This window comes from Subdoligranulum sp. APC924/74 (genome assembly GCF_003324125.1).
Lineage (GTDB): Bacteria > Bacillota > Clostridia > Oscillospirales > Ruminococcaceae > Gemmiger > Gemmiger qucibialis.
In genome coordinates this window covers 1-16,203 of record NZ_PSQF01000024.1, presented here as the reverse complement: position 1 = coordinate 16,203, position 16,203 = coordinate 1, and the positions used below count along the sequence as shown (strand labels likewise).

Here is a 16,203-nt window from a genome sequence, read left to right as displayed (position 1 = left end):
GGGTATTTATGCGCAAAACTAAAATTGTATGTACTTTGGGACCGTCTACCGACCAACCCGGCATTCTGCGCCAGCTGCTGGAAAACGGGATGAATGTTGCACGCTTCAATTTTTCGCATGGCGATTACGCGGAACACAAAGGCCGTTTGGATCAGCTGCGCGCACTGAGCAAAGAGCTTGACGTTTCCATTCCGGCAATGCTGGATACCAAAGGCCCAGAGATCCGCCTGGGTGAATTCGAGAACGGCAAGGAGCAGCTGACCGCTGGGCAGAAATTCATCCTGACCTCCCGCAATGTTAAGGGCACGAAGGAAATCAGCTCCATCACTTACAAGGACCTACCGCATGATGTCAGTGTTGGTGGCCGCATTATGCTGGATGATGGCCTGATTTCCCTGCGCATCGAAAGCATTACCGATACGGATATCGTCTGCACCGTGGAAAATGATGGTGTGATCAAGACTAAGAAGGGTGTCAACGTTCCCGGTGTGCACCTGTCCATGCCGTATATGAGCCAGCGTGACCGCGATGATATCCTGTTTGGTATTGAACAGGGGTATGACCTGATCTCCGCCAGTTTTACCCGCAGCGCACAGGATATTATGGATATCCGCCACCTGCTGGATGAGCATAATGCCAATATCCGCATCATTGCCAAAATTGAGAACCAGGAAGGCATTGATAATATTGATGAGATCCTGAGCGTTGCCGATGGCATTATGGTTGCCCGCGGCGATATGGGCGTTGAAATTGACTATGCCGAAATCCCGTCCATCCAGAAGCACCTGATTGACCATGCCATGCAGATGGGCAAAATCTGCATCACGGCAACCCAGATGCTGGATTCCATGATGGTGAACCCCCGCCCCACCCGTGCAGAAATTACCGACGTTGCCAACGCCATTTATGACGGCACCGGTGCCGTTATGCTGTCCGGCGAAACTGCCGCAGGCAAGTATCCGGTAGAGGCCCTGAAAGCCATGGCAATGATTGCCGAAACCACCGAGAGCGATACCAACTATGAATCCCTGTGCCACCATGTCGGCATGGATTCTACCCGCCTGACCATCAGCGCCGCTGTCAGCCATGCGGCCTGCACCACGGCTTCGGATATCGGTGCTTCTGCCATCATTACGGCATCCAAGAGCGGTGAAACTGCCCGTCTGCTGAGCCGTTTCCGTCCGGATGCCCCCATTATTGCCTGCGTACTGGATGAAACGACATGCCGCCAGATGAACGTTTACCGCGGCGTGACTCCCCTGCTGATGGATTATGCCCATTCGACCGATGAGCTCATCAGCATGTCCGTCAAGGCGGCGGAGGATGCTGGCTTGATTCATTCCGGCGACCGTGTTGTGGTTACGGCCGGTGTTCCCGTTGGCGTTTCCGGAACCACGAATATGATAAAGGTACACTTGGTTGGGGATACCCTGCTGACCGGCATCGGCATCAATCCGGGCCTGAATGCCAAGGGCGAAGTTTGCGTTTGCCGCAATGCCGAGGAAGCCGCCAAGAAGTTCAAGGCAGGTCAGATTTTGGTGGTCCCGTTCACCACCAACGATATACTGCCGTATATGCGCCAGGCTGCCGGTATTATTGCCGAGGAAGCCGGTGCAAATAGCCATTCCGCCATTGTTGGTCTGACATTGGGTAAGCCGGTTATCATTGGTGCAACCCACGCAACCCGTACCCTGAAGGATGGCATGAAAATTTCGATGGACTGTGCCCGCGGTGTTGTACAGGCAATGTCTGAATAAGGAGAAAAAACATGGAACGCATTGCAAGCTTTTGTGTTGACCATAATACCTTGGTTCCGGGCATGTACCTTTCCCGCAAGGATGGAGATGTGCTGACCTGGGATATCCGCATGAAAACGCCGAACAAGGGCAGTTATCTGTCCCCTGCCTGCGCCCATACGATTGAGCATCTGTTTGCCACCTATGCCCGCAACAGTAAATGGAGCGAGCATGTGATTTATGTTGGGCCGATGGGCTGCCTGACCGGTTTCTATCTGTTGACCCGCGGCCTGACGGACGCCGAAGCGCTGGCGCTGACCCAGGAAAGCTTTGCCTGGATGGCAGAGTATGATGGTGATATTCCGGGCGCTTCCGCCGTTGAATGTGGCAACTACCTGATGATGGACCCGGTGGCAGCACGACTGGAATGCAAGGCTATGAGCGAAGTTCTGCAAAAGCTGGATGCCGACCATATGCGCTACCAGGAGAAGTAAGGCTCCGATAGCGAAACAGCGTAAAAGGCCAAAAGAATAAAGAAACAAAAAGCACATCCTGACAGGATATGTCACTGGCCAAATGCCGGCAGCAAAACCCTGTTGGGATGTGCTTTTTTGTATGATTTTCTATGAATGGAATGGCAAATTATTCGACCGAACCATATCCGTTCCGGGCACAGATAATCAAGAACTGGTCAATCTGGTCGCCGCTGGTAACCGTGACGATAAAATTATAAATGGTATCAAAGCGGACACGCGTGCTGTTATCTTCCGGTTGGGTCAGGAATACCATATCGACCTGCTCGACCGGCAGCGCCAGATCATAAGCGGCCATGCCGCCTGCCACCGGCTGTACGAACTGGATATCGACCTGCGCCTTTGGTGCGGCAATTTCAAGCAGCGGAGCACTGTCGGCAGCGTATAACTCCATGATAGACTGCGGTTCCCCTGCTGCGCCGGGATTGGCCCAGTAAGAGACAGTTTTCTCTTCCAGTGTGCAGCCGGATACCTGTACCGTGATGCCAGTATTTGGCAGTTCAGCCTGCCAAACAGGTTCGGTCGTTGATGTGCTGCCGCCGCATGCGGTCAATAGCAGAAAAAGGCATGCGACAATAAAAGCCCAGAAACGTTTCATAGGATTTACCTGTTATGTGTTATGAAAGAAAATCAAAGGCAATACCGCATAATTCTAAGTGCCGATACGGCGAGCGAGGTGCGGCAGCTGCTAGGCCAAAAGCGCAGATAATACTGGATGTCTTATCGAGCATTTTGGCAACGCAGATGCCGTGCCGCAGCCGCCGAAGCGGTGCTTAAGCCGTCAGGCGGGAATTGTGCGGTGTTGCCCAAAGAATAACGGCGCTATTCATATGGATCATACGGCCCGGTTGGAATATCAGTGCTCGGTGGTAACGTGCGGGGGCACAAACCGGTGTCCGCCTGTACAAAACCCATCAGCATCCCCAAATGCAGGTGCCAATGCCGGAACTGTGCCAAAATCAAGGTGAAGCGGGTCCAGGTACAGTTTTCCGGCCGCTGCAAAAGATCCTCGTCATGCAAGGAAGTCAGATACAATGAAAGCTTGGCCTTAATGGTATAAAAGTAGTCATCAATCTGGCGGCGGTCCAGGTGGGCTGCGGGGTAAATGGATAGATTCTGCAAATGTGGGTGGTGCACGGGCGGTTCCACAAAATCAGGGTCATCGGGGTTAATGAACCACTGATCCAGCTCATGCAGCATATGGTAAATATGCTGCCAAACGGGCGCCCCGCCAAACCGGATGTCCCACAGAGCATCCGGGATGCAGTCCAGAACATTCTGCGTTTCCCAAAGGGCACGCACGGTCATTTCTGTAATTACTACATGGTACGATGTTTCCCGCATGGCTGACACCCCGCTTTTGCTGCTTTGCGTTAGTATACCGCAAAAACGATGGCTTGATACATGGCGGAACCGATGGAAAAGTACGGCTTAAACGCAGCCGGAAATCTCGCGCGGGGTGCGCTTTTTTGCGGCCAACTCTGCCAACGGCTCCAGAAGGCGGCGGTCATCTGGGGCGGCGGCATGGCTTTTGGCCTGGGCCAGCAGCCAGCTGACTTCGCCAGCGGCGGCGCGGCCATATACCTGGGCCTGGTAGCCGTTGCAGCAGATACCAACCTTAGCGGCTTCGATCTGGGCGGAATTTGCCCCGGCATACCGGCGCAGAATGCCCTCCTGCGCGGCATGGCTGGAGAACAGAGTCTTGATCAGTTGTGCATAAGATGCTGCATAACGCGGCGCAAGGCTGTCTGCAGTGCGAAGTTCAATGCCGTTATGGTTCAGGCAGACATCGTAATAGAACATCGAGAGGATCTGCTCAATATCGCCATGTCCCAAAAAGGAAGGATATACTTCAAAGGCGGATTTGCGCCCAACGCCGACAATGCGCGCCCCATGCCGTGCCACGACAAGTGGCTGCTGTAAAATATAGGCGGCGTAACTTTCAAAGCCAAAATTGGAATCCATCACGTTGGGGTAAATGCCGCAGCGGTCGGGGTCCACATTGTTCCAGATGTGGGTATGAATGCTGTAGTTATGGTTGGATTCCCCCTGGTACAGTGGGACATTGTCCGTCAGCAACGCCAGCAGCGGGGTGATCAGGCAGGCCACACGGAACTTACGGACAAAGTCAGCTTCGCTGGTGTAGCGGATAGTAACGCGGGTGGAAGCGGTGGCCCGCAGCATGACTCCACCCTGATTGCCGGTATTGCGGAAATAGCGGTCCATGATCATATAGCCGCTCTGCGGTACCAACGGCAGAAGCTCCGCCCGGCGGGATGGATGAACCCCTACGGTGCGGGCATACATGTTATTGGCCGCAAGGGCGTTGCACAGGCGGGTAAAGCAGCCCTCGTACACTGCCATAGTCTGCAACACAGTGGAATATGGTGCCAAAGAAATGGTAACCTGGCAGCCGGCCAGGATGGTAATGGTATAACTTGGGCAGCGGAACCCGAGATACACGTTATCCTCCCGCAGGGGCTCATCATGCCCCTGCATGGAGTAAATGACCTGTGCCAGCTGGGCATAGTCAACGGGGGTTCCGTCCAAACGGGTAATGAAATGCTCTATCGTAAGCGCAATGGGCAACACACCAGGACGGGCGCAATCCGCCTGGAAATATGCTGTAAGCGCATCAATTTGTTTTTGAAGATTTGCCAATGGGGCCTCCTATACCAGTAAAACAGCGGCGATGAAACAGGATGATATGGTAAATTGAAATCAGCTTTTAAAATAAACATAAAACACCATTATAAATTATTCTACACCATAATGCCCGCAAAATCAACAATCGCTGCGCGAGGTTAAAAGCGGCTGGCAAAGCAAAAACCGCTATCCCGGCGGAATAGCGGCTGAATGTGGACCTTTATTGGAAATCTTTCGCGCAGGGCAGGCCATAAGCGGCATCAGCACTTTGTACGGCACGCAGGATCGCTTCGCTCATAACGCGAGCTCCCAATGCGCCGACAACATCCTGGTCCGCGGCAATCTTGCCAAGGGATACGGCATAAATGCTGTCACCGTCTGCCGAGGTATGTACCGGGCGGATGGAACGGGCGTAACCATCGTGCGCCATACCAGCCAGTTTGCAGAGCTGGGTTTTCTGGAACGCTGCATTGGTGAGCACAACGCCGATGGTGGTGTTGCCGACAAACTTGTTTTCTACTACCTCATAGTCTGCGAAAACAACATCCTCGCTGTCCACAAAATGCTTGCAGTCAGGGGTTAGCATACCGGCGACTTTGTGCCCATCACGCCAGTTATAAATATCCCCCAGCGAGTTAACGGCAACAATGGCACCGACTTTCAAATCGCCCAGCTGCACGGCATAGGAACCGATGCCGGATTTCATGCAGGTGCCCATACCGGTCATTTTGCCAACGGAAGCACCTGTTCCTGCACCATAGTTGCCATCGCGGTAATTGTTGTGCTCAGCACCCAGGCAGGCGGCGTAACCCATGGCGGCATCAGGGCGCACATCCATGCGGCCGACCGTCAAATCAAACAGGTCGGACTGGCAGACAAGCGGCACCTTGGTAACGCCGACATCAAAACCAATGCCGCGTTCTTCCAGATACTTCTGTACACCCCCGGCAGCATCCAGACCGAAAGCACTTCCGCCGCTGAGCAGAATGGCATGGATGATCTGTGCGGCTGCCATGGGTTTCAGCAGCTCACTTTCGCGGGAGGCTGGTCCCCCGCCGCGCACATCCAGCCCGGCGGGCGCGCCATCTTTGCCAAACAGCAGTACCGTGCAGCCGGTGGCGGCTTCCGTGTTTTCAGCATTGCCGATTTGCAACCCCTCGAAATCGGTAATTTTAATTTCTTTCATAGCCATAGGTATAAGCCCCTTTCAAAGTGGCAGAATCTTATTTATATTGTAACGCAGAAAAAGGCTATGGGCAAGGAAAAGATGATAAGGCAACACCGCATAATTCCCGCCTTACGGCTTAAGCACCGCTCCGGCGGCTGCCGCACCTCGCTCGCCGTATCGGCACTTAGAATTATGCGGTATTGCCATAAGCGTTGATGTTTCCTGCCCGATATGATTGCCAGACGTTAAGCAAGGGCGATGCGCTGGGCAATATAATCGGGAACGGCATCTTCCTCTATGCCAAGGGCATAAGCAAGCTCACTGTACAGCCGTTCCTGCGCCTGGCGGAAATAGCGTTCATCAGCGGCAGTATCATGCTTTTTGTGCTGTACACGGATTTCGTGGCGGTCATGCAGACCTTTTATCATTTTGGCAATCTCGCGGCAGTCACAGGTTTGCAGGGCCTCGCGGCAGCGGCTTTCCCGCTCTTTGGCATCCATGATGGGGACAACTGCGTATTGGGGCATTTCCGAAATCAAAGTCTCCGCCTGCGCCCTGTTCAGCGGCTGACGCATCACAACGGTCTGGTTGTCAACGGGGGCATAAATTGTCATGCTTGGCTGTTTGCAGGTGTGCAGCGTGTAATAGCGTTTACTTTTGTCCGCAAATTTCATGGGCAGTGGGCCGATCCCATCCACTTTGCATAAACCCTGTGCGCCGTAAACGACAATATCACCAACACAAAACATAAAACAAACCTCCCATTCACACTTTTTAACGTCTTACAATACTATTATAGCACAAAACCCAAGGCCTGGGTAAGGCCTTGGGTTTGAAAACATCAATTTTGTGCGTTTTGGCAAGGCTGAGGCAATGGAAAAGAAGAGAAAATGCAGTAAAATTACTGGTTTTCTTTCTTTTTCTCGCCAAAGCGATATTCTGTGCCGTTCTTCAGGCGCTGGATGTTGGAACGGTGCAGCCAGATGACATAAGCGCCCATTAACACGCAACATACCGTGATGAACACAAGGGATGCAGCATCGGTGCCTTTCCAGAGCCAGTAGCAGAGCGTGAGCACAGGATACAGTGCAGCAATAATAATGCTGCCCAGGCTGACAATGTGGGTGATAGCAACTTCAACCAGAAAGATTACCAAAAGCACCAGGCAGGCAATCGGTTCGGTGGCTAACGCAGCACCGGCACCAACCAGCACGCCTTTGCCGCCGCGCAGGCCAAAAAAGACAGGCTTGCTGTGGCCCAGCATGCAGAAGATGGCGGCAAGGTAAGCGCCGCAGATCGGCTGCAAAAGCGGCTGGAAATCAGCCCCGGTGCCGGACAGCAACGAATCAAAGATAAACTGCCCCAGCTTGACGGCAACCACACTTTTGCCCACATCGCCGATGGTAGTGATCACTGCGGGCAGCTTGCCATAGGTGCGCAGCACGTTGGTCATGCCGGCGTTGCCGCTGCCATGCAGGCGGACATCATCGTGGTAAAAAAGTTTGGAAACCAAAACGCCAAACAGCAGGCTTCCCAACAGATAGGCCTGCAATGCTGTAAGCAGGCAGGCTTCCATCAAATGAACCATCTGTTCTCCCCCTCGTGGTCCTCAGCGTGCCGAACCATCGCCGTGCTCACGAATCAGCAGGCGCATCGGTGTACCGGTCAGGCCAAAGTTTTCCCGAATCTGGTTTTCGATATAGCGCTGGTAAGAAAAATGGAACAACGCTTTCTGGTTGACGAACGCAACAAATGTTGGCGGGCGGGTGGAGCTTTGGGTGATATAGAAAATCTTGAGGCGCTTGCCCTTATCAGAGGGCGGCTGCACACGCGCGGTAGAGCGCGCCAGCATCTCGTTCAATGCGCCGGTCGGGATGCGGGTGCCGTTCTGCACGTCCACATACTGGATGGTTTCAAACAGTTTGTCCAGCCGCTGGCCGGTTTTTGCGCTGATGAACAGGATGGGCGCATAAGACATAAAGCTGAAATCCTCTTCCAGCTGCTTGCGCATCTTGTCCATGGTGTAGCTGTCTTTTTCAACGGCATCCCACTTGTTTACAGCAATAATGCAGGCCTTGCCCTGGTCATGGGCATAACCGGCAACCTTGGAATCCTGCTCCGTAAAGCCGACGGTTGCATCAATCATGATAACGCACACGCGGCTGCGTTCCACAGCAGCCAGGCTGCGCAGCACGCTGTAGCGCTCCACACCGCTTTCCACCTTGCCGCGCTTGCGCAGACCGGCGGTATCGGTAAAGATAAACTTGCCGTACTGGTTTTCCACCATGGTATCAATGGCATCACGGGTGGTACCTGCCTCATTGGCAACAATCAGGCGGTTTTCGCCCAAAATATGGTTGATCAGGCTGGATTTGCCCACGTTGGGGCGGCCAATGACGGCAACAGGAATGCGGTCCTCTTCTTCCACATCGTTGTCATCAAAGTGCAGGTTCTCACACACGGTATCTAACAGGTCGCCGGTACCATGGCCATGAACGCTGGAAATCGGCACGATATCGCCAATGCCAAGACTGTAGAAGTCATACAGCTCCATCGGCGGTTCGCCGACTTTATCACACTTGTTGACTGCCAGAACCACAGGCTTGCCGCTGCGCATCAGCATACCGGCAATATCCTGGTCCTGGGCGGTAACGCCAGCGCCAATTTCGCCCACCATGATAATACAATCCGCGGAATCAATGGCAATCTGGGCCTGTTCCCGCATATGGGCCAGCAGGCCGTCGTCAATGTTGGGCTCAATGCCGCCGGTATCAACCAGCAGGAACTTATGGCCGCACCATTCGCAATCACAGAAAATACGGTCGCGGGTAACGCCGGGCGTATCTTCCACAATGGCAAGGCGCTGGCCGGTCAGCTTGTTAAAAAGCGTTGACTTGCCCACATTGGGGCGGCCAACGATGGCTACGATCGGTTTTGCCATAGTCAAATGCCTCCTTACATAATAAAGTTTATGCGGTTTGCACCGCAAATACGGGCGGGATTACCGCCCACCAAAAGAAAAATGCAGCTTTTTGCGTTTGGGTTTTGGCTTCAGTTCCCCAAGGTAAGCTTTGCACCCACCGGCACCATCGGTTGGGATAACCTCAATCTCACAGCCAAGGGCCTCCCCCAGCTGCTTGGCTGTGAGATCATCCAAAAAGCGGTCTTTTTCGTCCCGGAGCATCACTTCGGGAACACAAAGAATATTGCTGCTCAAATTGCCCTTGCATTGCTTGATGATATCCGTTCCCGTCACAAGGCCCGCAACGCTGACAGTGCCGCCAAAATAATCGTTCTGGATGGCGTGTACGGTAACGGAGATCTGCGGGTATTTGGCATGGGTGGCTTCTGCCATTTCGCGGATAAGCGGCGCGGCAAGGGTTCCGGTCACAACATCAATGCTGCGCGGTTCCACATTGCTGCGTGGGAACTGCAGTTCATCCCAGAAGGAATCATGATACATCCGCCACATGCCAACGCCGTCTTCCAGCTGGTCATAGTTGTCATAGAATTCAGCAGGGGGAACTTCCCTCCCCGCCAGCAGATACCATTCATCACTGGGGTAAACAACACTGCGGCCGTACTGTTTTCGGCAGCGGGCACAATATTCCTCCATGATGTCCAGCGTTTCGGCGGCGGACTGCTGGTCGTAAGGCGTCAGCTTAAACAGCCCCTTACGGTAGGCTGTTACACCGGCGGGCACGGCAGCAATACTTTCCACCTGCGGCCGTAGCCGCAACAGGTCGTCCAGCGTGCGGCGTAGCTCGTCTCCATCATTGATGCCGCGGCATAACACCAACTGGCAGTTCATATCAATGCCGCCTTTGGCAAACACGTCCAGATAGCGCAGGGTTTCGGCTGCGCGCTTGTTTGCCATCATGCGTACCCGCAGCTGAGGGTTGGTGGTGTGCACCGAGATGAAAATAGGGCTGATATGCAGCTTGATAATGCGCTCAACCTCACGGTCCGTCAGATTGGTCATCGTGATATAATTGCCATACAAAAAGGAAAGACGTTCATCGTCATCCTTAAAGTAAAGCGGTTCCCGCATACCAGGGGGCAGCTGGTCAATAAAACAGAACATGCAATGGTTAGCACAACTGTGCTTTTCATCACCAAGGTATGTTTTGAAATTGCAGCCGAAAGGCTCATATTCCCCTTTTTCAACAGAAATTTGCTGCTGTGCACCATTCTGGCAGATCGTCAGAGTGAAATGCGGCGCAGAGGTATAGAACTGATAGTCCAATGCATCGTTCAGGGGGTTACCATCAATGGCCAACAGCGTACAGCCAGGTTCCAAGCCCAAACGCTGTGCGGGGGAATGTTCATCAACACTGACAAGATGCAGCGGCATGGTGGCAGCTCCTTTCCGGCAGAATAAAAAATGGGGATAAACAAGAAAAAGGGAGAGGCACAGCCCCTCCCTTTAAGAAGCAATTAAGCCTCTTTGCTAACCTTGACAACTTCGACGCCCTTGTAGTAGCCACACTTGCCACAAACCTGATGGGGCACCTTGAGTTCGCCACACTGAGGACATTTCACCAGCGTAGGAGCCTCCAGCTTCCAAACGTTAGAACGGCGTTTATCGCGACGGGCTTTGGATTGTTTTCTCTTGGGTACTGCCATTTTTAAGCACCTCCTTGGTGAAATTCAACTAAGCAGTTGTTTTAATATGCTAAGCCGGGCATCTGCAGGGGCAGCTTCGTCTGCCGGTTGGCAGTTACATCCTGCCGCCTTCCTTTTGCCACAGATGGGGCATAGGCCTTGACAATCGGGGCTACATAATAGTACCCGCGGAATTTTGAAAATCAATTCCTGGTACACGAGCTCCCGTATATCCAAGCAGCCTTTTTCATCCAGCGGTAACTCAAAGTCCGGGTCATCAAGCTCACGCTCTTTGACAAAATAATCCACACTAAAATTATAACTCTGGTGAATGGGCGTAAGGCAACGTGCACATTCGGCATCGGTTTCAGCGGCAATCGTCAGCTGCATGACCACACCATCAGCAGTGGGCACAGCCTGAAAAGAACCTGTGACCGGTTCACGGATCACACTTCCATCAAAATTTTCTGTGGAGAAATCTTCAGAAAATTGCGCTGTATAGGGCGTTTTGCCCGTTTTGAAATAGTTCCGAATATCAAAGCGCATAGTTACACCTCAAAAGGTTGCTTATCTAGTATACACAAGTCGACCCATCTTGTCAACAAAAAAACAGAAAAAAGTAAAAGAATTTGATTTTCCCACTCTTTTCAATCGGATGGGCAGCTGTATTGCGGCAAAAGCCACTGCTTTTGCACGGCATACCAAAGGGGCAGGCTCTTGCAGCGCCTGCCCCCAGTTACTTAAAGGACAATGCTTTTACAGGTACTTCTTGATGCCTTCCGGCAGAGAAGCCTGATCAGCGGATACGGTCACAACAACCTCAACACTATTGCCTGCAATCTTATCAATCTCAGCCAGGACCTTGGCGGCTGCATCCATGTTGTGGTCAACGATTTTCAGGATGCCGTCAATGAACAGTTCGGTGATATCATAGTTACCAGCCAGAACACCAGCAACAAAACCGTACAGCATATCAGCGCCGTTGATGTCGTATTCATCGGCGTCCAGCAGGCGGGCTGCGTGGTTAATCTCGGTGGTGAGTTTCATGGACTTCTCAATAACAACGATGTTGCCGGAAGTGGTCTTGGTTGCGTTGTTGATCATATCGATCATGGTCTTGGTTTTGCCGGAGCCTTTGGCGCCAACGATCAGTTTAATCATAAGAAGTGACCTCCTTTATATTGAAGCGGAAACAGGCATTAGCCAAGCTTTGCCTCCAGCTCCGCTTTGCGATCCTCATAACCGGGTTTGCCAAGCAGGGCAAACATGTTCTTTTTGTAGCTTTCCACGCCGGGCTGGTCAAACGGATTGACGCTCAGCAGATAACCGGAAACAGCGCATGCTTTCCAGAAGAAGTAAATCAGGTAGCCAACATTATAAGCATCCAGAGAATCCACTTCAATCACGCCGATCGGCACGCCGCCATCATTATGGGCCAGAATGGTGCCTTCCATGGCCTTGCGGTTTACAACGCTCATGTTCTGGTCAGCTAGGAAATTCAGACCATCAAAGTTGCCTTCCAGCGGTTCAATGTAAAAATCTTCACGGGTATTCTTGATATCGACATAAGTCTCGAACATCGTGCGGCTACCATCCTGCAGGAACTGGCCCATGGAGTGCAGGTCAGTCGAGAAGATGCAGGAAGTCGGCATCAGACCTTTCTGGTCTTTGCCTTCGCTTTCGCCAAACAGCTGCTTGTACCATTCGTTCATCATGGTAAAGTCGGGCTCAAAAGCGGCCAGGGTTTCCACAACCTTGCCCTTGCGGTACAGGATGTTGCGGGTCATCGCATAACGATAAGCATCGTTATCCTTGCTGCAAACGCTGTAAGCTTCGCGGGCATCAGCAGCACCTTTCATCAGGGCATCAATGTCGATACCGGCACAGGCGATGGGCAGCAGACCAACGGCAGTCAGAACAGAGTAACGGCCGCCAACATCATCAGGAACAACAAAGGTCGGCCAGCCCTGTGCATCAGCCAGCTGCTTCAGGGTGCCTTTGGCACGGTCAGTGGTGGCATAAATGCGCTTGTTCGCCTCTTCCGGGCCAACGGAATCTTCCAGCAACTTGCGCAGAACGCGGAACGCCAGAGCGGTTTCGGTGGTGGTACCGGATTTAGAAATAACATTGATGGAGAAACGCTTACCCTTGGTCACCTTAATGATGTCGTTCAGGTAAGTGGGAGAAATTGTGTTACCGCAGAAATAAATCTTCAGGCCGTCCTCGGTATCGTTGTGATACAGGCCCTTGACTGCTTCGACAACAGCGCGTGCGCCCAGGTAAGAGCCGCCGATACCGGCGACCAGCAGCACATCGGAATCTTCACGGATCTTTTTGGCTGCTTCCTTGATACGGGCGAACTCTTCCTTGTCATAATTAACAGGCAGGTCCAGCCAGCCCAAAAAATCATTGCCAGCACCGGAACGGGATTCCAACTGCTGGTGGGCAAGCTCGACCTGCGGGAAGATCGTATCATATTCTTCGGGACGGATAAACTTTGCAAGATGTTTGCCATTGTATTTGACGCTCATCGCTTAAATCCTCCTCATCCATAATTTAGTAACTTCATGATACAGTTTTTGCGCTTGATTGTCAAGCCAAAACCTGGCGTTTTTCATCCGTTTTGCACAAAACCTTACGCTGTAAGCCATAAAGCATTGACAACACGCCGGAAACAACCGCTAAAACTGCGCGCGCCAACGGGTTTTGCCGCAATAATTGGGCAGCTTTGCAAAATGCCCTGGCTGTTTTTGATGTTTAGGCTGCCGATAACCGAACCTTCCCGGATGGGAGCCTCCAGCGTTTGCGGAAGTTCAACTTCAGCTTGCAGGGCGCTGCCCTGCCCTTTTACGGCCAGACAGCGCTCCGGCGCGGTGTAACATAGTTCCAGCGCGGGCTCTTCACCCTTCTGCACGGGCAGTGTTTTGGGGGCGTCTGCCGGGATGGGAACCAGCGCACTTTCAAACATAGCGAAGCCATAATCCAGCAGGCTGGTGGCAGCGGCAAAGCGCTCCTTGCCGCTGGAAGAACCCAGCACAACAGCAATCAGCCGCAAATCATCCCGCGATGCACTGGCGGAGATGCACACACCGGCCTTGCCGGTTGTTCCCGTTTTCAGCCCGGTGATGCCATTATAGCTTTTCAGCAGTTTGTTGGTGTTCACCAGTTGGGTTGTACCGCCGCGCAGGGTATCCATCCATACAGTGCAGTAATTTTCAATTTCCGGGTGGTTCAGCAGCATTTCCCGGCTCATGATGGCGACATCGCGCGCGGTGGAAAGGTGGCCGTCTTCATCCAGCCCGCAGGCGTTGCGGAACGTGGTGCTCTGCATACCCAGCTCTTTGGCGCGGGCGTTCATGCGCTCCACAAATACCGGCTCGCTGCCACCAATAAATTCGGCAACGGCTACTGCGGCATCGTTGGCGGAGGAAATACAGATGGCTTTCAGCATTTCATCTAATGTCAGCTGTTCGCCGGGTTCCAGCCAAATCTGGCTTCCACCCATATGATAGGCGTGTTCGGATACGGGGACGATATCACTCAGGCTGACCTTCCCTGCTTCCAGTGCTTCAAAGGTCAACAGCAGCGTCATAATCTTGGTGATGGAGGCGATAGGGCGGGACTCGTCGGCGTTCTTTTCATATAAGACTGTGCCGGAATCTTCATCAATCAGGATAGCCGCCTGGCAGGGAACATCAAAATCCCGATCGGTGGCCGGGTTAATATCCAGCGCTGCACAGGGCAGCGCATTCAAGATAAAAAATAATCCCAAAATCAGGGCTGCAACCCGCTTTTTCATGACCAAAGCCTCCCCTGCCATCGTCTTTGGCCGGGCGCTGCCCGGCAAGAATGTTTTTTGCTTTGGTGATATTGTATGCGGTATAAGGGATGTTTATTGCAGCCGCATGGTATTACCACTCATCTTTTTCTGTGTGGGCGGTGGAGCCTTGTCAGAATGGGCAGATTCTATTATAATACTAATAGAGCGTTAACCAATAGAAGGACGGAATACGATGAGAGTTTGTTTTTATACCCTCGGCTGTAAAGTCAACCAGAACGAAACGGGTGCGTTGGCCCAGCTGTTTGAGCAAAATGGGTTTACCGTAGTGGAAGAAAAAGACGGTGCGGATGTTTATGTGGTCAACAGCTGCACCGTGACGAACTTTGGCGACCAGAAAAGCCGCAAATGGCTGCGCCGCGCCAAACGCGAAAACCCCGGCGCGGTGACAGTTCTGACGGGCTGTTACCCGCAGGCGTTCCCGGAAGAAGCCGCTAAAATTGAAGAAGCCGATGTGGTAACGGGTTCCGGCAACCGCCACGCCATTTTGCAGGATGTGCAAAAAGTGTTGAACGGCGAGGAAACCAAGGTGGTGGATATTCGCCCGCACCAGAAGGGCGAAAGCTTTGAAGAACTGCCGATGGACCGCTTTGCAGATCACACCCGCGCATTTGTGAAGGTAGAAGATGGCTGCAACCGCCGCTGCGCTTATTGCGTGATTCCCCGCGCCCGCGGCCCGGTGCGCAGCCGCAGCGAAATAAGCATTCTGGAAGAACTGCGCCGCCTGGCGGCATTCGGTTACTGTGAAGTTGTGCTGACGGCAATCAGCCTGCCCAGCTATGGCAAAGATACCGGAACGGGCCTGGCGGAGCTGGTGGAACATGCGGCGGCTGTGGCGGGCATTGAGCGCATCCGCTTGGGCAGCCTTGACCCGGATATGCTGACGGATGACGATATCCGCCGCCTGGCTGCTGTGCCGAAGCTTTGCCCGCAGTTCCATCTGAGCCTGCAAAGCGGCAGCAGCAAGACTCTGCGCGCCATGCGCCGCCCTTATACCACGGAACAATATGCCGCCGTTGCCGCAAAGCTGCGAGAAGCTTTTGGCGAGGAAAACGTGAGCATTACGACCGATGTGATTGTGGGCTTTCCCGGCGAGACGGAGCAGGATTTTGAGGACAGCATGGCATTTGTGGCAGGACAGCGCTTTTTGAAAGTACATGTTTTCCCCTATTCTCGCCGCGAAGGAACGCCCGCGTTCGATTTTCCGAATCAGGTTCCGGAGCATGAAAAGGAATCCCGCAGCCGTCGCATGACCGCCGCTGTGGAGAAGGTACGCGCAGAACTGGCCCATGCAGCACAGGGGCGCACGGCACAGGTGCTGCTGGAAACCCCACTGTCCTCCACCTTGTTCACCGGATACACCAAACAGTATCTGCCAGTTGTGGTCAATGCGCCGGGGCACAAAAGCGGTGAAATCGTGACCGTAACACTGGGTGAATGGGACGGCAAGCGTTGCCGCGCCCAGGCACAGTGATGGACAAGGCGGGAAAACATAAAATTTGCGCGGTTTTTTCTTGAATTTCCGGGTTTTCCTCTTGTAATAAAGGCGGTTTCTTGGTAAAATCTTAACAGGAGCCGTATCGTTATTATTTTAACTTAGGGCAATACCGCATAATTCTAAGTGCCGATACGGCGAGCGAGGTGCGGCAGATGCTAAGCCAAAAGCGCAGATAATAC

At 53.0% G+C, this 16,203-nt stretch carries 16 protein-coding genes; 3 read left to right on the top strand and 13 right to left on the bottom strand.

Going from position 1 to position 16,203, the window contains the following annotated elements; all coding sequences use genetic code 11:
- Window positions 1-8: 8 nt before the first annotated feature.
- Together pyk and C4885_RS07800 are read left to right on the top strand one after the other, a co-directional pair.
- The gene (pyk, locus tag C4885_RS07805; RefSeq protein ID WP_113999809.1) at window positions 9-1,757 is read left to right on the top strand and encodes a pyruvate kinase; all 1,749 of its coding nucleotides are present in this window, start codon (window positions 9-11) and stop codon (window positions 1,755-1,757) included.
- An 11-nt stretch (window positions 1,758-1,768) separates the two neighbouring features.
- The gene (locus C4885_RS07800) at window positions 1,769-2,230 is read left to right on the top strand and encodes an S-ribosylhomocysteine lyase (RefSeq protein ID WP_113999808.1); all 462 of its coding nucleotides are present in this window, start codon (window positions 1,769-1,771) and stop codon (window positions 2,228-2,230) included.
- A 148-nt stretch (window positions 2,231-2,378) separates the two neighbouring features.
- On the opposite strand, the gene C4885_RS07795 is transcribed toward C4885_RS07800, so the two are convergent.
- The 13 genes from C4885_RS07795 to C4885_RS07735 all read right to left on the bottom strand — a co-directional run bounded on the left by C4885_RS07795 (window position 2,379) and on the right by C4885_RS07735 (window position 14,487).
- Entirely contained in the window at window positions 2,379-2,867 is a 489-nt protein-coding gene (locus C4885_RS07795; protein WP_113999807.1) for a hypothetical protein, read from the bottom strand.
- Window positions 2,868-3,091: 224 nt separating this feature from the next.
- Window positions 3,092-3,613 (bottom strand): hypothetical protein, encoded by a 522-nt coding sequence (locus C4885_RS07790; protein ID WP_242979512.1) that lies wholly within the window; start codon window positions 3,611-3,613, stop codon window positions 3,092-3,094.
- 87 nt (window positions 3,614-3,700) lie between these two features.
- Window positions 3,701-4,930 (bottom strand): glutamate-cysteine ligase family protein, encoded by a 1,230-nt coding sequence (locus C4885_RS07785; protein ID WP_113999805.1) that lies wholly within the window; start codon window positions 4,928-4,930, stop codon window positions 3,701-3,703.
- 205 nt (window positions 4,931-5,135) lie between these two features.
- Window positions 5,136-6,101 (bottom strand): P1 family peptidase, encoded by a 966-nt coding sequence (locus tag C4885_RS07780; protein WP_113999831.1) that lies wholly within the window; start codon window positions 6,099-6,101, stop codon window positions 5,136-5,138.
- Between the two features lie 227 nt (window positions 6,102-6,328).
- Entirely contained in the window at window positions 6,329-6,832 is a 504-nt protein-coding gene (locus C4885_RS07775; protein WP_113999804.1) for a CarD family transcriptional regulator, read from the bottom strand.
- Between the two features lie 152 nt (window positions 6,833-6,984).
- On the bottom strand, window positions 6,985-7,671 hold the full coding sequence (gene plsY, locus C4885_RS07770) for a glycerol-3-phosphate 1-O-acyltransferase PlsY (protein WP_242979511.1): 687 nt from the start codon (window positions 7,669-7,671) through the stop codon (window positions 6,985-6,987).
- Window positions 7,672-7,692: 21 nt separating this feature from the next.
- Window positions 7,693-9,024: a ribosome biogenesis GTPase Der gene (gene der, locus C4885_RS07765; protein ID WP_113999803.1), complete on the bottom strand. Its 1,332-nt coding sequence runs from the start codon at window positions 9,022-9,024 to the stop codon at window positions 7,693-7,695.
- 60 nt (window positions 9,025-9,084) lie between these two features.
- On the bottom strand, window positions 9,085-10,437 hold the full coding sequence (locus C4885_RS07760; RefSeq protein WP_113999802.1) for a DUF512 domain-containing protein: 1,353 nt from the start codon (window positions 10,435-10,437) through the stop codon (window positions 9,085-9,087).
- Between the two features lie 83 nt (window positions 10,438-10,520).
- The gene (gene rpmF, locus C4885_RS07755; protein WP_113999801.1) at window positions 10,521-10,709 is read right to left on the bottom strand and encodes a 50S ribosomal protein L32; all 189 of its coding nucleotides are present in this window, start codon (window positions 10,707-10,709) and stop codon (window positions 10,521-10,523) included.
- A gap of 24 nt (window positions 10,710-10,733) precedes the next feature.
- A complete protein-coding gene (locus tag C4885_RS07750; protein WP_113999800.1) occupies window positions 10,734-11,234 on the bottom strand; it encodes a DUF177 domain-containing protein in 501 nt (166 codons plus the stop codon).
- 210 nt (window positions 11,235-11,444) lie between these two features.
- Window positions 11,445-11,849, bottom strand: a complete 405-nt coding sequence (locus C4885_RS07745) for an ATP-binding protein (protein WP_113999799.1) — start codon at window positions 11,847-11,849, stop codon at window positions 11,445-11,447.
- Between the two features lie 38 nt (window positions 11,850-11,887).
- Window positions 11,888-13,219 carry a glucose-6-phosphate isomerase gene (locus tag C4885_RS07740; protein ID WP_113999798.1) on the bottom strand — a complete coding sequence of 444 codons (1,332 nt, stop codon included), beginning with the start codon at window positions 13,217-13,219 and terminating at the stop codon, window positions 11,888-11,890.
- A gap of 104 nt (window positions 13,220-13,323) precedes the next feature.
- The gene (locus C4885_RS07735) at window positions 13,324-14,487 is read right to left on the bottom strand and encodes a D-alanyl-D-alanine carboxypeptidase family protein (RefSeq protein WP_113999797.1); all 1,164 of its coding nucleotides are present in this window, start codon (window positions 14,485-14,487) and stop codon (window positions 13,324-13,326) included.
- A 214-nt stretch (window positions 14,488-14,701) separates the two neighbouring features.
- Between C4885_RS07735 and mtaB the strand changes: the two genes are divergently transcribed.
- A complete protein-coding gene (mtaB, locus tag C4885_RS07730) occupies window positions 14,702-16,000 on the top strand; it encodes a tRNA (N(6)-L-threonylcarbamoyladenosine(37)-C(2))-methylthiotransferase MtaB (protein ID WP_113999796.1) in 1,299 nt (432 codons plus the stop codon).
- Window positions 16,001-16,203 lie beyond the last annotated feature (203 nt).